Source organism: Alteromonas ulvae (assembly GCF_048987005.1).
In the GTDB taxonomy this organism is placed as follows: Bacteria; Pseudomonadota; Gammaproteobacteria; order Enterobacterales; family Alteromonadaceae; genus Alteromonas.
This window is the reverse complement of the sequence record NZ_CP185261.1, coordinates 3,753,892-3,776,497: the sequence shown is the minus strand read 5'-3', so window position 1 is coordinate 3,776,497 and position 22,606 is coordinate 3,753,892. Positions and strand designations below refer to the sequence as shown.

The window sequence follows — 22,606 nt, the reverse complement described above, 5'->3', positions numbered from 1 at the left end:
TAGTGCCGACTTAGCTCAGTTGGTAGAGCAACTGACTTGTAATCAGTAGGTCGCCAGTTCGATTCCGGCAGTCGGCACCATCAATTCTGGAGGGGTACCCAAGCGGTCAACGGGAGCAGACTGTAAATCTGCCGGCTCAGCCTTCGCAGGTTCGAATCCTGCCCCCTCCACCACTTTCTTTATGAGGTGGCCAGAGAATTAAGATTTGCGGGCATCGTATAATGGCTATTACCTCAGCCTTCCAAGCTGATGATGTGGGTTCGATTCCCACTGCCCGCTCCAAATCAGTGCTGATATGGCTCAGTTGGTAGAGCGCACCCTTGGTAAGGGTGAGGTCGGCAGTTCGAATCTGCCTATCAGCACCATTTTTCTCCCCAGCTCATGTTGTAAAAATTCAAAATTTTTTTAATGTAACTTTGCTGGGATAATAGAAATGGCAAAAGAAAAGTTTGAACGTACGAAACCCCATGTAAACGTGGGTACTATCGGCCACGTTGACCACGGTAAAACCACACTAACTGCAGCTATTACTACTGTTCTAGCTAAAACCTACGGCGGTTCTGCAAGCGCATTCGATATGATCGACAACGCGCCTGAAGAAAAAGCACGTGGTATCACCATCTCTACCTCACACGTAGAATATGATACTCCTGCTCGTCACTACGCGCACGTTGACTGCCCAGGACACGCTGATTACGTTAAAAACATGATCACCGGTGCTGCACAGATGGATGGCGGTATTCTAGTAGTTGCAGCGACTGACGGCCCTATGCCACAGACTCGCGAGCACATCCTACTTGGTCGTCAGGTTGGTATTCCTCACATCATCGTGTTCATGAACAAGTGTGACATGGTTGATGATGAAGAGCTTCTTGAGCTAGTAGAAATGGAAGTTCGTGAACTTCTTAGCGAATATGACTTCCCAGGCGATGACCTTCCAGTTATCCAAGGTTCTGCTCTTAAAGCCCTTGAAGGCGACCCAGAATGGGAAAAGAAAATCATCGAGCTAGGTGAAGCGCTTGATTCATATATCCCAGAGCCAGAGCGTGCAATCGACAAGCCGTTCATTCTTCCAATTGAAGACGTATTCTCAATCTCAGGTCGTGGTACTGTTGTAACAGGCCGTGTTGAGCAAGGTATTGTTAAAGTTGGTGAAGAAGTAGAAATCGTTGGTATCAAAGCTACAGTTAAGACGACGTGTACGGGTGTTGAAATGTTCCGTAAGCTTCTAGACGAAGGTCGTGCTGGTGAGAACGTTGGTGTACTACTACGTGGTACTAAGCGTGATGACGTAGAGCGTGGACAAGTACTAGCGAAGCCTGGTTCAATCAACCCACACACTAAGTTTGAAGCAGAAGTGTACGTATTGTCTAAAGACGAAGGTGGCCGTCATACTCCATTCTTCAAAGGCTATCGTCCACAGTTCTACTTCCGTACCACTGACGTAACGGGTGCGGTAGAGCTTCCAGAAGGCGTAGAAATGGTAATGCCTGGTGACAACCTTAAATTTAAAGTTGAGCTAATTGCTCCGATTGCGATGGACGAAGGTCTACGTTTCGCAATCCGTGAAGGTGGTCGTACAGTAGGTGCTGGTGTTGTTGCGAAGATCCTAGACTAATCTAGACTTGGCAAACACGGCATAAAAAAAGCGCACTTAGGTGCGCTTTTTTGTACCTGCACTTTAGTAAAGAGACAGGCACTTTTTAACCCTTTTTAACCAACCACACCCTTTAATAGTACCAATCCGCATTAAAGTTAGCCCGAAGCAGCCCAATCTCTACTATAGATTTTTTTTTCTCTTCTAATTTTAATGTGACAGGCATAGCAAATAGGCATAGCAAATAGCCGTAGCAAACTTATCTTACTGCTAAAAAGACAGGCATAGCGAATAGCCACAGCACGCAATGATAAAGTGGCAAGTTGCGAACATTATTCTTGGATTGAGTTATAAATAGGCTATATTTTGTAAAACGGTGAGGTATTCGTGTTGGAATAGGGTAATGCAGTGCGACAAAACGTGACCATTCATTAAATTAGACTAGTTTTAAAATCTGCTCCTTTCACATCTATGCTGTTTACTCAGACACAAAGCTATCCAAATAGTCGCATAGCAGTTTGTCTCCCATGAACCCGCTGTTGTCTGCGGCGTTGAGCATATTGTTCTAGATGAATTACTTGGCCTGCAGCTTGTTTAAAACAGATCTCAAATTGTGTGGTTAATATTAACCACTTTTCGGTGCCAATATTAAGCCGTTCTAGAATATGTGGTACTTGGCTAACCACCTTGTTTCGTTTATTTGGTAGGATGTAGCGGCTTGTGGCATCAATCAAATGAAGGTAGTCGATGAGCGTGAAAGGCAGGCTATATTCTATATTCTGTTCAGGGGTATTTTTTAGGGGCATTAGGCGTTTGGAAGTTTTGCCTGCCCTAGCAGCACGAATACGATATTGGATGCTAGTGTGGCAAGAGTCCTCAGGTGAAACGGCTAAATTAGCGCGGACTGGGTTTAGATCAACATATGCCATACAGGCAGCAAGAGCAGCGTCATCTAATAGTGCCTGAGATTTAAACCGTCCCTCCCAAAAGTGGCCAGAGCAGTCATCTTCTTTATTTGCGGCTCTCGCGATATATTCATTCAGTGATCTCATAAACCAACTAATATCGCATAGCCTTTTTCTCCAAATTTCTGCAGAGATCTCTACAGCCTCTACTTGAGCTTCACTAAGGTCTTTCCTAGTTTCTTGCGATGCGTAGCACTGCGTTAATAGGGTCCCCTTGTATAGTGTGTGCCATCGCAAAACTATTTGCTCTGTAGTGAGTGTTTGTGCTTTATCTTTGCAAACATGCAGCACCAGATGCGTGTGGTTGCTCATAACCGCATAAGCGCAAACATCAATAGTAAACACATCACTCAAAACATGAATGCGGTCCTCGACCCACTGACGGCGATGTTCAAAGCTTTGTCCCTGTTCAGTGCCGCATAGAAAAGCACGGCGAACACATCTAGATACACAGTGATAATAGGGCGTGTCTGATAAACTAATTTGTGATTTTCTGGTTTTAGGCATCAATTTTCCTGGCAGCGAGTTAATCGATTACTAGTTTGTATAGCTAACCAGTTTAAAGAAAGTGTATGTAGGTACAGTTTTGGTTGCTCGCGTGTTTGAAATGTGCACGCCTAATTAGTTGCTAGCGTATTTGAAAGGCATGCTCAAACTATGCCTGTCTCAATAACTAAGGTAACTAAAATGCCTGTCTCAATAAGTAGTTGGCGAAAAAAGATCTGAATTTAGTATATTTAAGTTCTATTAGTTATTGTTTATATTGGTATTTTTTTGCTCTTCAGTATTAATTAATTGACTGTGCAACATACTCTACTATTATACCAACAAAGGATAAGGCATCGCTTGTTGGGTTAGTCAGTGTCTTTTCATTCATCAAACCTACAAATATAAACGAGCTTTGTTAGTTTGGTTTATGTTGTGAAATGGGAATATATGTTTTCACATGGAACAGTTTTCGAAGAGGCTGAATTTCGCAGTTTGGTTCGCAAATACAGGCAAGCTTTTTTCGATGAACTTGTTGAATATAATGCGTCGTTAAAAGCGGATTATTTATTTCTGGGTGTTCGAAACAAAGAAACTGTTTCGGTGCTTATTGATATTCAGCAACAGTCGGCCGCTAGCGAGCTCGGCGATTATCCGTTGCAAGGTTCTCCATGCGAGCGGGTTTTGCAGGGCGATGTGTGTGTGTATCCTAATTCGGTATGCGCTCAATTTCCTGATGACGTTTCCCTTCAACACATTGAAGCCGAGGCTTATATTGGCGCTGGGCTTTTCAATGAGAAAGGGCAGAATGTCGGTATTTTGGTTGCGATTTTTAACTCTCCCCAACCCAATATCGAACTTTATAAAGCAGGTTTCAACGCAAACGCGAAGTTGATTGCTACGCGCTTACAAAAATACTATTTAGAAACTCGCACTATCAATAACTTATCTCTACTCGATGAGGTTAGCAGCCTCTCTAAAACGGGGGCGTGGGAGTATTATCCTCAAGATAAAAAGCTCTTCTGGTCTAAGGAGACCTACGCGATACATGACGTTGCCGCTAAGGTCCCTATTGATGTTGAGCAGTCGTTAAGGTTTTATACATCAGAATCTAATGCTGTCGTTCAGTCAGCGTTTAGCAAACTGTTAGCAAACAACACCTCATACGATATTGAAGTTCAAATTGTTTCGGCAAGCAACGTTAAAAAGTGGATCCGAACATCAGGTAAACACGAGCGAGATGATGAAGGTAATATACGCCGGTATTTTGGTGCGTTTGAAGACATCACCGACTATAAAAGCACGGTATTACTGAGTGAGGAGCGAGCGAGCCGAATACAAAATATCCTTGACAGTATTAATGATGCGGTAATAAGCATAGATGCTAAAGGCATTATTTTTCATTGCAACGACATCACTCTTAAAATCTTTGGCTATGGTGATGGTGAGCTTATTAGACAGTCGGTGGAATCCTTGATGCCCGAGCCTTATGCATCAAACCACGCAAGATATATGGTTAATTACGAGCGTACTGGAAACGCTCAAATTATCGGTACTGGCCGACAACTTCCGGCAAAGCGAAAGGACGGTTCAGTATTTCAAATGGAACTATCATTGTCTGAAAGTACGGATTTGGGAGAAAAAGTATATATCGGTGTAGTGCGCGATATCAGTGAGCGTATTGCTGCGCAGGATACCATCTACAACTTAGCCTATACAGATAGTGTCACCCATCTACGCAATAGCCAGTGGTTTCAAAAGGAATGTAAAGACTTGATCTTGCGGGCCGCGGTGTATGAAGAATATATGCATATTTTATTGCTTGATTTGGATAATATGGCGCAAATAAATACTCGGCTTGGCTATGCCAATGCAAATAAAGCACTTAAAGCCATTGCTGAAAAGCTGTTGTTTATTATTGGCCATGAATATCATATTTATAAACTTGCCGGTGACAGCTTTGTTATTATGTCTAAAAAGACCTTTAAGAAAGCCGAAATTTACCGTTTTGATACGAACTTAATTGAAAACGCACTGATTAATCCTCGGCATTACGACATAGATACCGCAGATGGTAAATTGTCTCTAAGCGCATCTCTTGGTAGCGCTGTATTTGAGGCTAATAAGCAAAATTATGAGCGGGTGGTGAATGTGCTAGAAAACGCAGTCAAGCGGGCTAAGAAATCAGCGCCATTTGGGCTTTGCCATATTTCTGATGATGGAATGCAGGAGTTCGATCGCTACCTCGCCATTAAATCCTATTTGAGACAGGCATTAGAAAAGCAAGAGTTATCGCTTTTTTTACAACCCCAAGTGAATCATCAAGGCGTTACTACTTCGTTTGAGGCACTGGTGCGCTGGTATTCTAGTGAACTAGGAACGGTGAGCCCTGGCGATTTCATATCAATTGCAGAAGAGAGTCATATTATCTGCGATATCGGCAATTGGGTTATTGATGAAACACTGAAAACCCTCAAGCAGTTTATCGCACGAGGTTTAGATTTGTGCGTCGCCATTAATATAAGTGCTAAACAAATTGTATTGCCAGACTTCGCCTCCTCCTTGTTAGCGAGGGTTAATTATTACGGTATACCTACTCAAATGCTTATGTTGGAGCTTACTGAAACGGCTTTAGTGATAGATATTGATACCGTTAAGCATACGATGGATCAGTTAGCAAAATGTGGCTTCCGCTTTTCCATCGATGATTTTGGAACCGGGTATTCCAGTCTTGCTTATCTGAAAGAGCTTCCAATCAGTGAACTTAAAATAGACAAAATTTTTATAGACGATGTTGGTACACACAGCAATCTCAACGGTTCTCCCATTGTTGATGCGATCATCGAGATGGCAAGAGCTCTTAATGTGACATCCATTGCTGAGGGAGTAGAAACGTTAGAGCAAGTTGAATACCTAACCAATAAAGGGTGCAATCGCTTTCAAGGTTACTACTTCTCAAAGCCTATGCCTGTAGAGCACTGGCACAATATTAAGTTGAAGTAAAAATATAGGAAGGAATCAACGCTTGTTTCCACCACCAATTGTTATACTATAACAATTGGTGGTGATGGTTGATGTAAACTTGTGATCGTAGGCCTTGTTTGATCAGCGTTACTTTTCTATCTCCTTATAAAAGCGTCTTCTGGGGCAATTAGCATGATTACACGACGACAATTTATGTTGGGTTCACTCGCATTTGGTGGCCTGGCGTCAAGTGCTTTTGGTAAAAGCCAACTCAGTAAGGCGATAGCTTCTGCAATGCCCATCGCAACGGGCTACGGCAACCTGATAAAAGACAACAACTCACTATTAGATTTACCGGAAGGCTTTTCCTATCAAGTAATATCTGCATTTGGTGATGCCATGTCGGATGGATTGCACGTGCCCGATAGAGCTGACGGTATGGGCTGCTTTTCGCTTGATGAGGAACGTGTCGCGTTGATTCGAAACCACGAGCTACATCCCACACATATTGAGCAGCAGCCTCGGTCTATTCAACAGCACTCGCACTCCCTCGCTTACGATGCCTACGGTAAGGAGAGTCAGTTTGAAGGTACTGCATTACCTGGAGGCACAAGCACGCTCGTCTATAACCTTTTAACTCATAAGGTTGAGCGTGAATTTGTGAGTTTAAGCGGCACCGTGCGCAACTGCTCTGGGGGTATTACCCCATGGGGTACATGGCTTACTTGCGAAGAGTCTGTAGACAAGCCAAATGGCGTGGTAAGCAAAGACCATGGCTATATTTTTGAGGTTTCTGCATCTGCTACATCGATGACACAGCCTAGGCCGCTGAAAGCCATGGGGCGATTTAACCACGAAGCCGCAAGTGTAGATCCTCGCACTGGAATTGTGTATCTCACTGAAGATCGAGGCGATAGCGTGCTGTACCGGTTTATACCCTATACTCCCGCTAAATTGATAGATGGCGGCAAATTGCAAGCTCTTAAAGTGGTCGATAAACCCCAGTTCGATTCAAGAAATTGGAATAATCAATCTATGACAACGGGGCAGTGGTTTGATGTTGAGTGGGTAGATTTAGAGGATCCAGAAAGCCCAGAGGATGATCTCCGTAAACAAGCATATGAAAAAGGTGCAGCGCTTTTTGCCAGGGGAGAAGGTATGCACTGGGGCGATGGAGAGTTATATTTTTGCTGCACCAACGGTGGAGAACAGCAGTTAGGGCAAGTTATGCGTGTGGTTCCGTCAGTGGGTGACAGTGTGGATAAGCTTCAATTATTCTTGCAAAGCGAAGATAAAAATTTATACAACTTTGGCGATAATTTGACGGTGTGTCCAAACGGGCATTTGCTTGTATGTGAAGATCAATATACCGATATTGTTGATAACCACCTTCGCGGCATAACGCCTGAAGGTGAAGTGTATAACTTTGCTAAATTACACGCGCAAACCGAACTTGCCGGAGCCTGTTTCTCTCCTGACGGTAGCACTCTTTTCGTTAATATTTACTCGCCTACTAAGACATTGGCCATAACGGGGCCTTGGCTTAATAGCTAACGGATAGAAAGCGAAGATTGGTGTGCTTGCGTTGCACAATGCAAAAGCCAGTATGATTTTTAGATTAAATTTACCGTCCATCATCGTATTAACTAATCATATGAATCAATTTTAGTCTCTTTAATAGTTTTTTGAAATTAATAATAATAGCTCTAACACGTTAAGGAGAATCAAATGAACGTACTTTTAAAGAAACTCAGAATGGTTGGTTACAACCGTGTGTCACCTACTATGAATGTACCCGCCCAAACACAATGTAATTACACGAACAATTATTACGGTGACCAAGTTTGTGTTGAAGTAAAAAACACCCGACCACGTAACAATTTTCATGTGGGAGTTCAGCTGTAATGACTGCGCTAAAATAGCTTTTTTCGTAGTAGTTTCAAGCAACATTGAATATGCGCTGATCATGGCCAACGCCCACATCAATAATTTTAAATAAGTCGCGAGAAGAGGCTTGGCTGCGTCTCTCGCAGTTCGGTCTGCCGAAATGGTGACGTTTAAACGCATGCTAGCATTGCGTTATCGAGACAGGCACAAATCGTTATTATTGAGACAGGCACGGTAATCGCTCTCTGAATCCCTCTTTATTGAGACAGACATTAAAATCGCGCTATTATGACAGGCATGGTAGTAAGTACTATTATGACAGGCATGGTAGTGGGCATTGTAGTGAGCAGTAAGCGCGCTATTATGACAGGCATTGTAGTACTATTATGACAGGCATGGTAGTGGGCATGGTAGTGAGCAGTAAGCGCGCTATTATGACAGGCATTGTAGTAAGCAGTAAGCATCGCAATAAAGACGAGTCAGCTAGAAGCAAAACCAACAAAACGACAGTAACTCATCCGTAAGCGAGCGAGCGCTTAACAGTTAAAAGGTAAAGCTATAATGAAGTTTAATAGTCTAGGTTCAAGCGGCCTTCAGGTTTCCGATATATGTTTAGGAACAATGACCTGGGGGATTCAAAATACGCAGGAAGATGCTGATGCACAGATGGCGATAGCACTCGACGCGGGGATTAATTTTATCGATACCGCTGAGATGTATCCTGTACCTCCCAACGCAGAAACCTATGGCGACACAGAACGAATTATCGGCAATTGGATTTCCCGTAATCAAGACGTGCGCAACAACATTGTGATTATGACCAAGGTAGCGGGTGCAGGCTTGAAGTATATCCGAGAGGGGGGACCAATAACGGCTTCTTCGCTTACTACTGCTCTTGATAAATCTCTCGCGCGTTTACACACCAACTATATCGATGTGTATCAGCTTCATTGGCCAAATAGGGTAACACCGCACTTTGGCAAACATTGGCCTGACAGTACAGACCCAACAGCGATCGACCGCGACAAAGAGATTAGCGGCATGCGAAATATTCTCAAAGGAATAAAAGCTGCGCTCGATGCGGGCAAAATTCGCCACTGGGGATTGTCTGACGATACGCCCTGGGGAATACATACTTTTTTGCGCCTGTGCACAGAAGAAAATGTGCCTTTACCCGTGTCTATTCAGAATGAATTTAGCCTGTTACACACAAAAGATTGGCCTTACCTTATTGAGATGTGTCAGTGTGAAAGCATTGCTTACTTGCCTTGGTCGCCATTAGCTACGGGCATGCTCAGCGGCAAATATCTCAATGGTGCAAGACCTGAGGGCTCACGTTGGACATTGGCACAGCGCATGGGTTTATTCAGAGACCAATCTGCAGCGCAATCTGCCACTAAGCAGTATGTTAATATTGCGGAGAACGCAGGCATCACACCGTCGCAACTTGCTTTAGCATGGTGTCAGCAAGTACCTGGTGTGACATCTACTATCATCGGTGCAACAACTCTCGAACAGCTTTCTGAAAATATCGCAGCGTTCGACATTAAACTGAGCAATAAAGTGCTAGATAACATTAGCAACGTGCTAAAAGCATACCCCATGGGATTCTAAATTAAACAACGCATATTCGGTCTACGCGCCTTAAACTGAGGCGTGCTAACTCATAATGTTAAGGTTTCAATCGGCGCATTGCTGTTTGGCGTGTTGATTTAATGATGGGCGCATTGCCCACCATCAGCTCAATATCCCTAACCAGTTTATACATTGAGTTTATGGGGTGTTCAAAAGGGCACTATATCACTTTCTTTTAGCTTTGCAGTTATCTTTATCACCATCTTTGTTGCTGCCTTTGCCACTAGAATTGTTGCTTGCACCTTCGTATATATTTACGAGTACTCCCCAAGCTTCTCTGCGACCAACTCGTGCTTTTTAAGCGTATTTCTTATTTGTGATGCTCTCTGCCCATCATTTTAAAAAGTAGAAATAAAATCGGCGGTTTTCTTTTTTTACCTATGCTTATAACCTATGCCATTAACGCGTTGAAAAATCGTAACTTGTTTAGACTTTAAAATCTTTGGTGTTGTGTTTTAACTTCTTAAATTAAACAATGATTTAGCGTAGACAGATCAGTGCTTAGCGCCGCTTTAACGTAATCGAAATAGTAAGACTTTGGTCGCAACAGCTATGATTTGTAGAGTATTTTGCCTATTTTTAACACACAATTGATTTGTTGAATTAATGTTAATCGGAAGTTAATCCGTTGCATGATCAAATCAAATTACACACTCCCTGTGTTTTTATACGCTCGCAGGGACAATTAAATAAAAATTAAAGTTGAACACTACGTATAATTTTGGAGAACCACATGCTTAATCGTGTTGCCGCGTCTTGCGCACTTGTATTGATAACTTCGCCTGCTGTCGCTTTTGAATTTAGCTTTAAAGGTATGGTGAAAACCGAAATAGTAAGTTCCAATCAAGGTGTAGCTAGTTATGGAAGTGGCTATAGTCATGTAGCACCAACAAATGCCCTAAGAACAGATATTTTTGGCGGCGCTGCGGCGACGGATCAGCAGCGGACATTTTTAGAATCTGAGTCGACATCTTTCCAGGCAGCGCACTCTCGCTTTTCTTTAAATATGAAGCACGACAAAGTTAGAACTATACTTGAATTTGATTTTATCGACGGAGAAGACGGATTTACAAACCAAACTGCGATACAGGCGCAAGGCCCCCGCTTACGCTTGGCCACAGTATATTATGATATGAATGAAAAGCTGACCTTTTTTGCTGGGCAAAAATGGACAACGGCTGCTGGTATCAAATCAAGTGGCAGTTACAACTGGATAGGTAATGCCTATCGTGCTGGTAACTCTGGGTTCTTGGCTATGGAGGCAGGCGCGACCTATAAGTTAGATAATTTAACCTTGACTGGTGCATTGACAGGCAAAGGGCGAAACAACAGCCCAGCAGGAATTAATGCTAACGAGTTGGGGAGTATGCCTGGCGTAGCGTTTGACGCAAATTACAGTTTCTCTGGCCATAAAGTTGGTGTTGCGGGTCATTTTGCACAGATTAATTATGAGAGTGAAGCTGGGTTTACTGGTGGTGAAGATCAAGACGCCAATCTATTCAAAGTTTACACTACCCTCAATTTTGGCGCGGTTAGCTTTAATGCGGAATACTATACAGGGGAATCACTGAACAATCAGAATGCTCTAGGTGTTGCTCCTGCCTCTCGTTTAGATGGCTCAGGCCAAGTGAGAGAAAGCTTTGGTGAGAGCGGCTTTTTTACCTTCCTGAGTTGGAATATCAACCCAGATCACAATGTTAAGGTGGGTTATGCTACCGCGTCTGTTGATTCGAGTGACCGCGGTCGTTTGTCAATTACCGAACTCAATAAAAATACCACTGCCTACATCAATTATGGTTATAAAACCACAGACAGTTTAACAACGTTCGCACAGCTCACTCATTTTGATACTGAGTATGGATCGGATTTCGAGAGCTTTTCGGCAGTTGTAGCGCGGGCGGGGGTCGTGTTTAAGTTTTAAAAATAAAGAAGTAGATAGCAACTCACATCTTAAGGTTGGTAGGTCGATAGCTTTTTAGCATGTCAGCCTATCAGCCTGTGTTTCTTTCTACAGAAATAAAATTCACATGCCTGTCTTGATAAGGTTGATAACATGCCTGTCTTGATAGGATTGGGATTAATATCATGCATGTCTTAATTGGCGGTCTTAATTGGCAATGCGCATAGAGCTAAGTGGCTCAAAAAATAAGCCTAACGTGTTGTGCTGCAAGGCTTTGAAATGAAGATTCTTCGGCAAATAATGCCAATAAGACCAATGTCTCATTTTTCTTTATTGATTAATGATTAGAGTAATATCCTAACGATCGAGAATTTAACACTATTAAATCGGAGGCAATCTATGACTGCCAGCAAAACTTACCCTGTACCAGAAAATATCCTTCAATCTACTCATCTTACTGCGTCTCAATACGACGAAATGTACAAGAAGTCGATAGACGACCCTGAGTCATTCTGGGCGGAGCATGCTGCATTACTGGAGTGGTACGAAGCGCCAACAAAAATTAAGAATACGGTGTTTAACAAAAACGACGTATCGATAAAGTGGTTTGAAGATGGTGCGTTAAACGCAAGTTATAACTGCATTGACAGACATTTAGAGAAGAACGCTACTAAGGTTGCGTTTCACTGGGAAGGTGACTCTCCCAAAGACTGTTTAGATGTCACCTATCAACAAGTACATTATGAAGTGTGTAAGTTAGCCAATGCGCTTAAAGAAATGGGCGTGGAGAAAGGCGATCGCGTGGCGATTTACATGCCTATGGTGCCTGAAGCCGCTTACGCAATGTTGGCCTGTGCTCGTATAGGTGCTGTACATTCGGTTATTTTTGGTGGTTTCTCGCCAAATGCAATTGCTGATCGCATTAATGACAGCGAAGCCAAAGTGGTTATTACCGCCGATGAAGGCCGCAGAGCAGGGCGCAGTATTCCTCTTAAAGCAAACGTTGATAAGGCGCTAGCAAACCATGCTTGTCCTTCTGTCACTCATGTAATTGTGCATAAGCTTACTGGCGGCGATGTTGATTGGAACAGCAAGCATGACGTTTGGTGGCACGATGCAATTGATAATTGCTCTGCACAATGTGAACCTGAGGTAATGAACGCCGAAGATCCACTGTTTATTCTATATACATCAGGCTCTACAGGAACACCCAAAGGTGTTGTGCATACCACCGGCGGGTATTTACTGTATTCAGCCATGACCTTTAAATACGCCTTTGATTACAAAGACGATGACATCTATTGGTGTACTGCCGATGTAGGTTGGGTAACGGGGCATAGTTACATGGTCTACGGGCCTATGGTTAACGCAGCGTCACAAGTTTTCTTTGAAGGTGTGCCTACGTACCCTGACGTGAAACGCATTGCGCAGGTGGTTGAAAAGTATAAAGTAAATAGCTTGTATACTGCACCAACGGCTATTCGCGCGTTAATGGCTCACGGCGACACACCAGCAGAGGGCTGTGATCTATCGTCGTTGCGTTTATTAGGAACGGTAGGTGAACCGATTAACCCAGAGGCATGGGAATGGTATCACCGCGTCATTGGTCAAGGCCGTTGCCCCATAATTGACACGTGGTGGCAAACGGAAACTGGTGGTCATATGATCCTTCCATTACCGGGGGCGACAGAGCTTAAGCCTGGTTCGGCTACCCGACCGTTCTTCGGGGTAGCTCCAGCATTATTCGATGCTGATGGCAACGAACTGGAAGGTGCCGCCGAAGGTAACCTAGTGATTAAAGATAGCTGGCCGAGTCAGGCTCGGACTGTGTATGGCGACCATCAACGTTTTATTAATACTTATTTCAGTGCCTATGAAGGCGTGTACTTTACCGGTGATGGTGCTCGACGTGACGAAGATGGATGTTATTGGATAACTGGTCGCGTAGACGATGTATTAAATGTTTCAGGTCACCGCTTAGGTACTGCAGAAATTGAAAGCGCACTTGTGGCGCACAGTAAAGTGGCTGAGGCAGCAGTTGTTGGATATCCACACGATATTAAAGGTCAGGGAATTTACGTTTATGTAAGTCCTATTGAAGGTGTAGAGGTTAATGAAGCTCTTACTAAGGAGCTTAAAGCATGGGTGCGTCAAGAGTTAAGCCCTATTGCAACACCAGATATTATTCAGTGGTCTACAGGGTTACCGAAAACACGCTCTGGTAAAATAATGCGTCGTATTCTACGTAAAATAGCGGCAAACGAGCATGAGCAATTGGGTGATACATCGACGTTGGCGGATCCCTCTGTTGTTGATACACTCATAGAGGAACGACTTAATAAATAATCAAGGAAAACGACAATGATAACGCTTTTAATCGCAGATGATCACCCGCTGTATCGCGATGCTTTAAGAGGCGCTCTCTCGTTGTCGTTACCCTCCTTAACGCTTAAAGAGGCAGGTGACTTAATGTCTACGGTTGATATGCTCAACAAAGAGGATATCGATTTGCTTCTGCTCGATTTACACATGCCCGGCAGTAATGATCTGTTCGGGCTACTTCATATTCGCAAGCTTTATCCCGACATCCCCGTTGCAGTGGTATCGGGTACAGAAGACACTGCGTTAATATCTAAAATTATTGGTGTTGGCGCGTCTGGCTTTATACCTAAAACTGCCAGTGCACAAGATATAGCCAATGCCGTGGAAGCCATTCTTGATGGTGATATTTGGCTACCTGAAGGGCTAAGTGAAAATGTCAACGAAGTTGACGAGGCGTTTTCAGAACTTGCTGACAAGGTTGCTTCGCTTACACCCTCTCAGTATAAAGTGCTGTGTTATATGCGAGACGGTTTATTGAATAAACAAATTGGCTACAATTTGGATATTGCTGAAGCCACGGTAAAAGCCCATGTTACGGCCTTATTCAAAAAGCTGGGCATTAATAATCGCACACAAGCAGTATTGATTGCTTCACAACTCGAGCTTGAACCACCCTCACGCTAACCATGCTTGTAGCCAGTGCTATAAGTAAAGGTTTTTTACCTCAGGCCGTTAATTACCAATAATTCTTCAACGTTGGCCTCTGCACCAGTGCCATCTTCAGGATAGGCTTCTTTAGTAGCATCGTCTGAAGCAGAGCTCTCGAAGAGGATTTTGTCGGGCGTAAACAGCGGTAGAAAGTTCTCTATCGCCTTTTTACTCTCGGTACTTAAAAAAGGGTTGTCTAGGTGAATGATTGTTCGCCCCTCAATAAGTGTAAGGCCCTGTTGATAGCCCTTATATTCTTTTATCAACTGTTGAAACCGATGATTTTTTAACAGTTGCAGTAACCCTTCGGTTATTCGTGAGGCAAGCCGTTTATTGTTACTACCAACAAAGAAAAATATCGGGCTAGGGTATGAAATAACGATGTTGTCCTCAATAACGAGCCCTTTACTCAATTCTGTGTGTTCAACCTCTCCTAATACTTCCACCACGCTACGGGGAAACATGTCAGCAAACCCTTCCGACACCATCTTAAACGATGCACGATAGGTGGTTTCAACAACGGGAATACCCGCCTGTCTAAAAATGTCGGTATCAGGCCAGTCATAACCAAGAACTGCTCTGAATTCTTTAAGATCGGTAATTTCCATATCTTTTGAAAAACGTGTGTCCTCAGAATCAATTAACAGCACTCTCTTGCCAAACAGTCCAGCCATAATAGGTATGCGGATGGGCAAAAAGTACGCTTCCCTATCTGATGAGGTGACGCTCCACGTAACATCAAGGAGGTCGTGTTCTAAACTTCTCAGCTGTCGCCGCTGCGGACTTTCTTGATTACTCACTATCAATTCGAAAGTGCCGTAGTCTGCCTGTGTGATAAGAAGTGCTTCGGTAAGCAACTGTTTCGCGTGGGCGTAGACGGCGTCACGACCGGGGTGCACATTGGGCAGCCTTATTGTAGTGTGGGCAGTGCTAGAAGAATGGCTTGTCTGGTTGGCATGGGAGTGAAGTGTGAAAATAAGAGTAGCACAAGCAAGCAGTGCAAAAACAATGCGAGCTTGTAGAGATGTAAAAAGCAAAGCCCTTCCTGGCCAACGCGTGTCCAGTCATTTATCTCCTGAAATAGCAGCGCATTGACCTTTGCTATACAGTAAATACGAGTAGAAAGGGGGCGAGCGCTAGTCTTTTCCAGTGAGAAGGAAGTCATATTCAGGATCTACAATAAAATGTCCAGCCATTCCCTCTCGGCCAAGTAACATAGAATATGTCATTTCTGAGCGATCAGTCAGCGTAAGCTGTATATTCCACTGAAAACCATCCATAACGATATCTGTTAATATAACATAGCGCTTTTCTCGGGTTGCGGTAGAACTTTTCACCTTTTTTTTACCAAAAACTTTCGCTTCGCGCCTTACCACTGTTTCTACATTGTAAATATCAGGGTGAATATCGAAGCTGATCCATAGCTCATCGCCTTTGGTAAATTCCTCTATATTATCCACGTGCAAAGATGACGTGGCTGCCCCAGTGTCTACTCTCACGTTAAGTTCTATAATAGCTAACTGGGGTAAATCGCACAATTCGACAGCACCAATAAGTTTTTTATTATTCATCATCGTTTTTACTCAACAAGAGGTGCTTCACCAGGCAACAAGTTGTCTTGGTAGAGCTCTACATGCTCCGCTACCTCGTTAGGCTTAGAAAAATAGGCTATGTGGTATATGGCTTCACCTTCTTGGGTAAGTGGTATATTTTGTTTACCAATGACAATGCCCTCCGCTGGACTGATAATACTGCCAACAAAGTTACCAAAGGGATCGGCAATAGCAGCTAATTTATCACCTTTCTCAACGTGGTCGCCAAGCTGTGCCAAATGAGTAACCAATCCGCTCTCAGAGGCTCTTACCCAGCCGCTTTGCTGCGCAATAAAACGGTTTATGCTGTGGCCCTTACTGCGGCTCTTGTTCAGCATGCCTAAGTGCCGCATGGTATTGATAATTCCCTTTACACCGGCTCTTATGGAAAACTCATCATAGCGTAGTGCTTGTCCTGCTTCATAAAGCAATATTTTCACACCACTGGTACTGGCAGCCTCTCGCAGTGAGCCGTCGCGAATTTCGGCATTTAACAGCACCGGCACGCCGAAGGCTTTTGCCATCTCCAACACCTCAGTGTCGTCTAGGTTCGCGCGAATTTGGGGGAGATTGCTTCGATGAATGGCACCCGTGTGAAGATCTATTCCCACATCGCACTTACTGACCACTTCGTTAAAAAATAAATTGGCAAGTCTGCCAGCTAAAGATCCTTTTTTGCTGCCGGGAAAGCTGCGGTTTAAGTCTCGCCTGTCGGGTAAATAGCGCGACTGATTTAACACTCCGTAAACATTCACCATCGGCACTGCGATAAGTGTGCCGCGCAGTTTCTCAATGGCTTTTGAGCGAATTACGCGCCCTACAATTTCTATACCGTTTAGCTCGTCGCCGTGAATCGCTGCGCTAACAAACATAATGGGACCAGGGCGTTTCCCTCGTTTCACATAAACGGGAATGCTCATGTTCGTCGCGGTATAAAGCGGTGGCATTTCGAGATCTATTTTTTTGGTTTCTCCCGGGGCTATATCGTGCCCCCCAATTGTCAAAATATTCTTAACCACTCTGGTTTTCCTTCACAAATGGCGTTGCAGCCTTACATCATTAGTAGGACAAAACGCCCTGATTATCACTTAACGACTTCGCTATCCCTTACCGCGTGTTTTTGTTTTATGTGGTTCAGCGCTTTTTTCGATAAATGAAATGATCATCGCTGCTACGTCTTTGTTCGTCGCTTTCTCAATACCTTCTAAGCCAGGCGATGAGTTAACTTCCATGACAACTGGACCATGGTTAGAGCGCAAGATGTCTACCCCACAACAGTTTAATCCCATAGTTTTAGCGGCATCAATAGCGGTTTTGCGCTCTGCAGGGCTCAGCCTTACCAGACTGGCTTGACCGCCACGGTGTAAATTAGAACGAAATTCACCTTCGGCCGCTTGACGCTTCATTGCAGCAACCACTTTGCCACCCACTACTAGGCAGCGAATATCACTGCCGCCAGCTTCTTTAATAAACTCTTGCACCAGTATACTGGCATTCAACCCCATAAAGGCTTCGATAATAGATTCAGCGGCGTTGTGGGTTTCTGCTAGTACTACGCCAATTCCTTGGGTGCCCTCAAGTAATTTGATGACCACGGGAGCGCCACCTACGGTTTTAATTACGTCGTCTATTTTGTCTGGGTGATGCGCAAAACCTGTTCGCGGCATACCAATGCCCTTACGTGAGAGCAGTTGCAACGAGCGAAGTTTATCTCGAGAACGACTAATTGCGACAGATTCATTAACACTGTATGTACCCATCATTTCAAACTGACGAACTACCGATGTGCCATAAAAACTGACCGACGCACCTATGCGAGGGATCACAGCATCGTAATAGGGTAGTTTTCTGCCTTTGTATCGTACCGAAGGACGAGCACTGGTAATATCCATATAGCAATGCATGGTATCAATAATATCTACTTCATGGCCTCTAGCCTTGCCAGCTTCTACAAGACGTGAAGTAGAGTAAAGTTTCGGGTTTCTCGAGAGTATTGCAATACGCATGAATAAATCAGCCTTGATAAAATGAAGTAACTTTGCCTACGGGTCGATAACACCGTTACATGTGAACAGTAAATGCGCAAGCTGTTTTAGCCGCGCATACTAATTGAGTCTGTAACGACTGTCTTACGATTTTTTCTTATGGTGGCGATTGTTTTTATTTTATGAAAGAGTAGCGCAATAACGATAGCATGTCGAAGCTGGCGGCTTATTTGCCATCAATTTAGTAGTGAATATTGAAATCAATTTGAGGATTTTTGTGGAGAACGACGCGTTAATGATGGAGTGGTGGAATGGTATTTTACGTTGGGCAACTGAGTATCAGTCGAATATAGTGTTTAGCAGTTTGGTCTTGCTGGTTTATCTAGTCATGTCTCGAAAACTGCTGCCAAAAATTGAAAGTGATATTGCCAAATCAAAGTTAAAATCTCATAGCGCGTTGAAAGGGCTGTTTGCTGCGCGGGTGCTGGTGGCTACCGTTTCTATGTGTTTACTATTACTTGCATGGGGTATCGACTTTTCTGGGCTACTTGTACTTTCCACGTCCATTATTACGGTTACAGGTGTTGCTTTATTCGCTAGCTGGTCCTTGATAAGTAACATTACCGCCTATTTTATTTTGCTAACGAATGTGTCTTATCGCAGAGGCAACTATTTGCGTATCATCGATGGCGATAATTTTGTGGAAGGTGTTATTGCCGATATTGGTCCGTTTAGTACCCGACTAGTCACAACGGATCGCGAAACGATCATGTATCCAAATAATCTTATTCTTACTCGTCCCGTTATGCTAAACCCTAAAGTAAAGTGGAACAGCATTGGTAAAGTAGTCGCCAAGGCCGATGTATCGGCGCCAAAGCAGGTTGATGATTCACACCAAGTGAATGAAGAGCGATAGTTTACTCCTCCACCATTGCTAATCTGGCTCTACGTTTTTTGCTTCTCGAATATAGCGAGTCATACTTTGCAACAAGGCGCGCAGTTTTGCTGGTTTAAGTGGTTTAGCTAAAAAGTTAACTCCCTGTTCTTTGCATTGAACCACAAGGTTTTCATCGGGAGTGGCTGTGATCAGTGCCGCTGGAACAACCACATTTAGCGTTGTTCGAATAAGTTCGATAAGGGCCAGTCCATTTTTGCTATCTTCATGGCTTAGCTGATAGTCCATTAATAGAATTTGTGGTTTTACAGACACTGCAAGGGATAATGCATCATCCCAATTGTTGGCAAGCGTCACACTCACCCCCCATTTTTCTAACAAGGTACTCAGCGCATCTAAGTTTTCCCGCTGGTCGTCAACACAAAGCACCTTCATACCGCTGAATGTGGTGTTTCTTGGTTTTGCGGGTTGAGCAGAAGTAAGTTTTGCTGCTACTTTTTCCAGCGTGAAGCGAAAACTACTTCCCTTGCCTAACTGAGAAGTGACTTTAATTTCGCTATTGAGCTGTAAGCTAAGTCGTCGCACAACACCAAGACCCAACCCAAGGCCATGCTCTTTGCTTTCATTGGCACGGAAAAAGTCGCCAAATATGGTGTCTAGTTTGTCGCTAGAAATACCAATTCCAGTATCCATAATGTTAAACGTCACGGTATTTCCGTTCGTTTTAACAGCAAATAGCACTCTGCCTTTTTCGGTATATTTCACTGCGTTAGACAGTAGGTTTTGCAAGATTCTATACAGATAGGTTTTGTCGGCATGTACCCAGCATGGGCGAATGATTGCTTTTAGTTCCAGTCCTTTTTCTTTGGCTCGCATCGACATTTCATCCAGCAAAGGCGAAAGGAGGGTGTTCACATCAACAGACTCTAAATCTGGCTTCATCTCACCCTGATCAAGGCGCGCAATATCGAGCAATGTACCAATAAGGGCCTCGCTCGATGATACGCTATGACTGAGCTTTTGAACGATCGTCAGTGTTTGCTCAGATAGGTCTTGCTCTTCTAGAGCGCTTACATAAAGCTTAGCGGCATTGAGTGGCTGCAATACGTCGTGGCTGGCAAGCGCTAAAAATCGGGTTTTACTTGCGTTGGCATCTTCTGCCGCTTTTCTTGCTCGAATTAATTCTTTTTCGGCGCCAGAGCGCCTTTCAATTTCAAGGCGCAGTGCTGCATTAATGGAGTGCACTTCTTCAGTACGCTTTTTAATTCGAGCTTCAAGGTCGATGTTAGACTCTTCAAGAGCCTGCTGAATTTCTACGTGGCCGGTAATGTCATTAAAGCTTGTTACAAAGCCACCACCAGGTAGTGGGTTGCCAACCATTTCGATAACTCGTCCGTCTTGTCTTTGACGGGTGAATCGATGAGGCATGCCCGAGCGTAAATGCTCTAAACGCTTTTCTATCTCTGCTTCGACATTGTAAGTGCCAAATTCGCCCTGAGCGGCGTTGTATCGAATAAGGCGTTCAATGGGGACGCCTACTGCAAGTAAGTCGTCAGGGTAGGGGTAAAGGTTTGAATAACGCTTATTCCACGCGACTAGATGCAGGTGTTTGTCGACAACACTGATCCCCTGATCCATATTTTCAAGCGAAGTGAGTAGTGCGGTCATATTAAACTGCATGGCTTGAGTGGTGTCATCAAAGAAATTGATGATCTCAGTGAAGTCCATTTTTTTGCCACGCAGCGCGCTATCTAGTAGCACTTTCGCACTTGAAGCACCAATTACACCACCTAACGCTCGTTCACAAAACGATAAGAATGACTCATCTGGCGTATCTTGCTCATTCAGTTGACAGTGATTTAGCGTTTGATATTCATCGACAAGCTGTACGCACCTACCAGATCCCATAAACGTGGACAGTAGTGTGGTTAAGTCCGAAACTCTTACGTTAGTTGCTTGAGTTTTTACCGAATTATTGGCTGACATGGTGGGTGACACAAAGGCTTCTGCCTGAATGCGATCGATAAGTCGCTGGGGGGCAAACCACGAAAAAAGGACATACATAAAAGCATTGGCTGCTAAGCTTATCATTGCACCTTGGCTTATAAGCTCATTTTGTTCTAGTCTGGATACTTGTTCGCTTACAATTGGTAATACTAGCCACAATACCCAAATAACTAAGCCAATCATTAACCCTGCATACACGCCATGGGCATGTGCGCGTTTCCAGTACAAACCGCCTACAATGGCTGGTAACAATTGAATAACCAGTGAAAAAGCAATAAGACCTATTGAGTGTAGCGAACGACTGTTGGTCATTTGCTGGTGGTATAAAAATGCCATCAACAAGATGAAGGCGATGACAACTCGCCGTATTAGTCTTATGCGGCGAGAAATATCCCGCTTTTTGTCCGTATCTTCGGTAAGTGCCAAAATGCGGGGTAAAATTACGTCGTTAGTTAGCATGGTGCTGAGCGTAAGCGTTGCCACAATAATCATTGCGGTGGCAGCAGACAGGCCGCCAACAAAAACAATCATCTGCAATAAGACGGACTCTGAAAACATGGCCAGCGATAAAACATACGAATCGGGCTCAATACCGGTACCAGAAAATATAGCTTTGCCCGCAATAGCGATAACAGGAATAACTGCAGAAATAATAATAAGATAAAGCGGGAACAGCCAGCGAGCGGTGCGTAAATGGGATAAACTTAAATTGTCGATAATTGCCACGTGAAATTGTCTTGGTAAACACACAATGGCGGCAGCTGCCATAATAGTTTGGGCAATAAACGTAAACGAGCTAAAGGTAGATAGCGCCGACTCGTTTAAAAAACTTTCGAAAAAAGGACCATTTTGCGTAGTTTTCCAGGCGCTGTAACCAACAAACGCCACCAACACTAGCGCGAGTAGTTTCACTGACGACTCAAAGGCGATGGCGAGCATTAAGCCTCTTCGATATTCAGTCACATCAGTTTGACGTGTGCCAAAATAAATGGCGAACACCGCAATAAAAGCCGTTGCTACAATGATAATGATGTCATTTTTGGGTTGTTGTGTAAGTAGCTGAAATGTATTGCCAACGGCTTTCAATTGCAGTGCAATATAAGGAATAGTGGCAAGTAGTGCGATGAGCGTGACCACCAATGCTACGGTTTGACGCTTCCCATAACGAGAGGCAATAAAGTCAGAAATAGTGGTAATATGCTGCTTCTTACTCACTAATGTCAGTTTATAAATAAATTTGTAACCCACCACGTAGACTAAAATGGGGCCAAGCATAATAGGCAGATAAATCCAGGTATCTCTACTTGCTTGTCCTACCATGCCGAAGAATGTCCATGCAGTACAATAAATAGCGAGCGCGAGAGAATAAATAGCGGGATGGGAAGTGAGCGCCCGCGCCATTGGCGAGTTTTTTTCGCCCCAGCTAGCCAGGGAAAAAAGTAAAAATAGATACAATACTGCCAGTGTGATCCAGCCAAAAACCATAGCGCCCTCGTTAACCTTATTTTTACAACTCTGTGCCTATTATACTCATCGCTACCTTCGTCTACCTACGACCATGGTCTCATTTTTAAATATTTGATGCGGGTCTAAAGTGATATCCAACCTCCTATAGGCTTGGCTTCGCTGCTTTGGGTGAACGTTGTTAGCAACGTGAAATCAG

The 22,606-nt window shown here is 43.8% G+C and carries 15 protein-coding genes and 4 tRNA genes; 13 read left to right on the top strand and 6 right to left on the bottom strand.

Features of this window, described 5'->3' with window-relative positions; all coding sequences use genetic code 11:
- Positions 1 to 4: 4 nt before the first annotated feature.
- The 5 genes from ACOJR9_RS16340 (at position 5) to tuf (ending at position 1,618) form a co-directional block, all read left to right on the top strand.
- A tRNA-Thr gene (locus ACOJR9_RS16340) sits at positions 5 to 80 on the top strand.
- An 8-nt stretch (positions 81 to 88) separates the two neighbouring features.
- Positions 89 to 173 (top strand) — tRNA-Tyr (locus tag ACOJR9_RS16335).
- Between the two features lie 34 nt (positions 174 to 207).
- A tRNA-Gly gene (locus ACOJR9_RS16330) sits at positions 208 to 282 on the top strand.
- Positions 283 to 289: 7 nt separating this feature from the next.
- A tRNA-Thr gene (locus ACOJR9_RS16325) sits at positions 290 to 365 on the top strand.
- A gap of 68 nt (positions 366 to 433) precedes the next feature.
- A complete protein-coding gene (gene tuf / locus ACOJR9_RS16320) occupies positions 434 to 1,618 on the top strand; it encodes an elongation factor Tu (RefSeq protein ID WP_420933966.1) in 1,185 nt (394 codons plus the stop codon).
- Between the two features lie 473 nt (positions 1,619 to 2,091).
- On the opposite strand, the gene ACOJR9_RS16315 is transcribed toward tuf, so the two are convergent.
- On the bottom strand, positions 2,092 to 3,069 hold the full coding sequence (locus ACOJR9_RS16315; protein WP_420933965.1) for a transposase: 978 nt from the start codon (positions 3,067 to 3,069) through the stop codon (positions 2,092 to 2,094).
- A 429-nt stretch (positions 3,070 to 3,498) separates the two neighbouring features.
- On the opposite strand from ACOJR9_RS16315, the gene ACOJR9_RS16310 reads away from it, so the two are divergent.
- The 7 genes from ACOJR9_RS16310 to ACOJR9_RS16280 all read left to right on the top strand — a co-directional run bounded on the left by ACOJR9_RS16310 (position 3,499) and on the right by ACOJR9_RS16280 (position 14,440).
- Complete coding sequence (locus ACOJR9_RS16310; RefSeq protein WP_420933964.1) at positions 3,499 to 6,051, top strand: putative bifunctional diguanylate cyclase/phosphodiesterase; 2,553 nt, start codon at positions 3,499 to 3,501, stop codon at positions 6,049 to 6,051.
- A 153-nt stretch (positions 6,052 to 6,204) separates the two neighbouring features.
- Positions 6,205 to 7,566, top strand: a complete 1,362-nt coding sequence (locus tag ACOJR9_RS16305; RefSeq protein WP_420933963.1) for an alkaline phosphatase PhoX — start codon at positions 6,205 to 6,207, stop codon at positions 7,564 to 7,566.
- 719 nt (positions 7,567 to 8,285) lie between these two features.
- Positions 8,286 to 8,423: a hypothetical protein gene (locus ACOJR9_RS16300; protein WP_420933962.1), complete on the top strand. Its 138-nt coding sequence runs from the start codon at positions 8,286 to 8,288 to the stop codon at positions 8,421 to 8,423.
- Positions 8,424 to 8,460: 37 nt separating this feature from the next.
- Entirely contained in the window at positions 8,461 to 9,513 is a 1,053-nt protein-coding gene (locus ACOJR9_RS16295) for an aldo/keto reductase (RefSeq protein ID WP_420933961.1), read from the top strand.
- A 754-nt stretch (positions 9,514 to 10,267) separates the two neighbouring features.
- Positions 10,268 to 11,455 carry a hypothetical protein gene (locus ACOJR9_RS16290; RefSeq protein ID WP_420933960.1) on the top strand — a complete coding sequence of 396 codons (1,188 nt, stop codon included), beginning with the start codon at positions 10,268 to 10,270 and terminating at the stop codon, positions 11,453 to 11,455.
- 378 nt (positions 11,456 to 11,833) lie between these two features.
- Positions 11,834 to 13,780 (top strand): acetate--CoA ligase, encoded by a 1,947-nt coding sequence (gene acs / locus ACOJR9_RS16285; protein WP_420933959.1) that lies wholly within the window; start codon positions 11,834 to 11,836, stop codon positions 13,778 to 13,780.
- A gap of 15 nt (positions 13,781 to 13,795) precedes the next feature.
- Entirely contained in the window at positions 13,796 to 14,440 is a 645-nt protein-coding gene (locus tag ACOJR9_RS16280; RefSeq protein WP_420933958.1) for a response regulator transcription factor, read from the top strand.
- Positions 14,441 to 14,475: 35 nt separating this feature from the next.
- On the opposite strand, the gene ACOJR9_RS16275 is transcribed toward ACOJR9_RS16280, so the two are convergent.
- The 4 genes from ACOJR9_RS16275 to rimK form a co-directional block, all read right to left on the bottom strand.
- Positions 14,476 to 15,501, bottom strand: coding sequence for an amino acid ABC transporter substrate-binding protein (locus tag ACOJR9_RS16275; protein ID WP_420933957.1), 1,026 nt, complete (start codon positions 15,499 to 15,501; stop codon positions 14,476 to 14,478).
- Positions 15,502 to 15,600: 99 nt separating this feature from the next.
- Positions 15,601 to 16,035, bottom strand: a complete 435-nt coding sequence (locus ACOJR9_RS16270; RefSeq protein WP_420936156.1) for an ATP-dependent zinc protease — start codon at positions 16,033 to 16,035, stop codon at positions 15,601 to 15,603.
- A gap of 8 nt (positions 16,036 to 16,043) precedes the next feature.
- The gene (locus ACOJR9_RS16265; RefSeq protein WP_420933956.1) at positions 16,044 to 17,075 is read right to left on the bottom strand and encodes a succinylglutamate desuccinylase/aspartoacylase family protein; all 1,032 of its coding nucleotides are present in this window, start codon (positions 17,073 to 17,075) and stop codon (positions 16,044 to 16,046) included.
- 81 nt (positions 17,076 to 17,156) lie between these two features.
- Positions 17,157 to 18,062: a 30S ribosomal protein S6--L-glutamate ligase gene (gene rimK / locus ACOJR9_RS16260; RefSeq protein WP_420933955.1), complete on the bottom strand. Its 906-nt coding sequence runs from the start codon at positions 18,060 to 18,062 to the stop codon at positions 17,157 to 17,159.
- Between the two features lie 274 nt (positions 18,063 to 18,336).
- On the opposite strand from rimK, the gene ACOJR9_RS16255 reads away from it, so the two are divergent.
- Positions 18,337 to 18,957: a mechanosensitive ion channel domain-containing protein gene (locus ACOJR9_RS16255; protein ID WP_420936155.1), complete on the top strand. Its 621-nt coding sequence runs from the start codon at positions 18,337 to 18,339 to the stop codon at positions 18,955 to 18,957.
- An 18-nt stretch (positions 18,958 to 18,975) separates the two neighbouring features.
- On the opposite strand, the gene ACOJR9_RS16250 is transcribed toward ACOJR9_RS16255, so the two are convergent.
- The gene (locus ACOJR9_RS16250) at positions 18,976 to 22,428 is read right to left on the bottom strand and encodes a PAS domain-containing hybrid sensor histidine kinase/response regulator (RefSeq protein WP_420933954.1); all 3,453 of its coding nucleotides are present in this window, start codon (positions 22,426 to 22,428) and stop codon (positions 18,976 to 18,978) included.
- Positions 22,429 to 22,606: the final 178 nt, after the last annotated feature.

Coding starts and splice junctions, on each gene's coding strand:
- tuf (WP_420933966.1), top strand. CDS start 434: ATGGCAAAAGAAAAGTTTGAACGTACGAAACCCCATGTAAACGTGGGT.
- ACOJR9_RS16315 (WP_420933965.1), bottom strand. CDS start 3,069: ATGCCTAAAACCAGAAAATCACAAATTAGTTTATCAGACACGCCCTAT.
- ACOJR9_RS16310 (WP_420933964.1), top strand. CDS start 3,499: ATGTTTTCACATGGAACAGTTTTCGAAGAGGCTGAATTTCGCAGTTTG.
- ACOJR9_RS16305 (WP_420933963.1), top strand. CDS start 6,205: ATGATTACACGACGACAATTTATGTTGGGTTCACTCGCATTTGGTGGC.
- ACOJR9_RS16300 (WP_420933962.1), top strand. CDS start 8,286: ATGACAGGCATGGTAGTGGGCATGGTAGTGAGCAGTAAGCGCGCTATT.
- ACOJR9_RS16295 (WP_420933961.1), top strand. CDS start 8,461: ATGAAGTTTAATAGTCTAGGTTCAAGCGGCCTTCAGGTTTCCGATATA.
- ACOJR9_RS16290 (WP_420933960.1), top strand. CDS start 10,268: ATGCTTAATCGTGTTGCCGCGTCTTGCGCACTTGTATTGATAACTTCG.
- acs (WP_420933959.1), top strand. CDS start 11,834: ATGACTGCCAGCAAAACTTACCCTGTACCAGAAAATATCCTTCAATCT.
- ACOJR9_RS16280 (WP_420933958.1), top strand. CDS start 13,796: ATGATAACGCTTTTAATCGCAGATGATCACCCGCTGTATCGCGATGCT.
- ACOJR9_RS16270 (WP_420936156.1), bottom strand. CDS start 16,035: ATGAATAATAAAAAACTTATTGGTGCTGTCGAATTGTGCGATTTACCC.
- rimK (WP_420933955.1), bottom strand. CDS start 18,062: ATGCGTATTGCAATACTCTCGAGAAACCCGAAACTTTACTCTACTTCA.
- ACOJR9_RS16255 (WP_420936155.1), top strand. CDS start 18,337: ATGATGGAGTGGTGGAATGGTATTTTACGTTGGGCAACTGAGTATCAG.
- ACOJR9_RS16250 (WP_420933954.1), bottom strand. CDS start 22,428: ATGGTTTTTGGCTGGATCACACTGGCAGTATTGTATCTATTTTTACTT.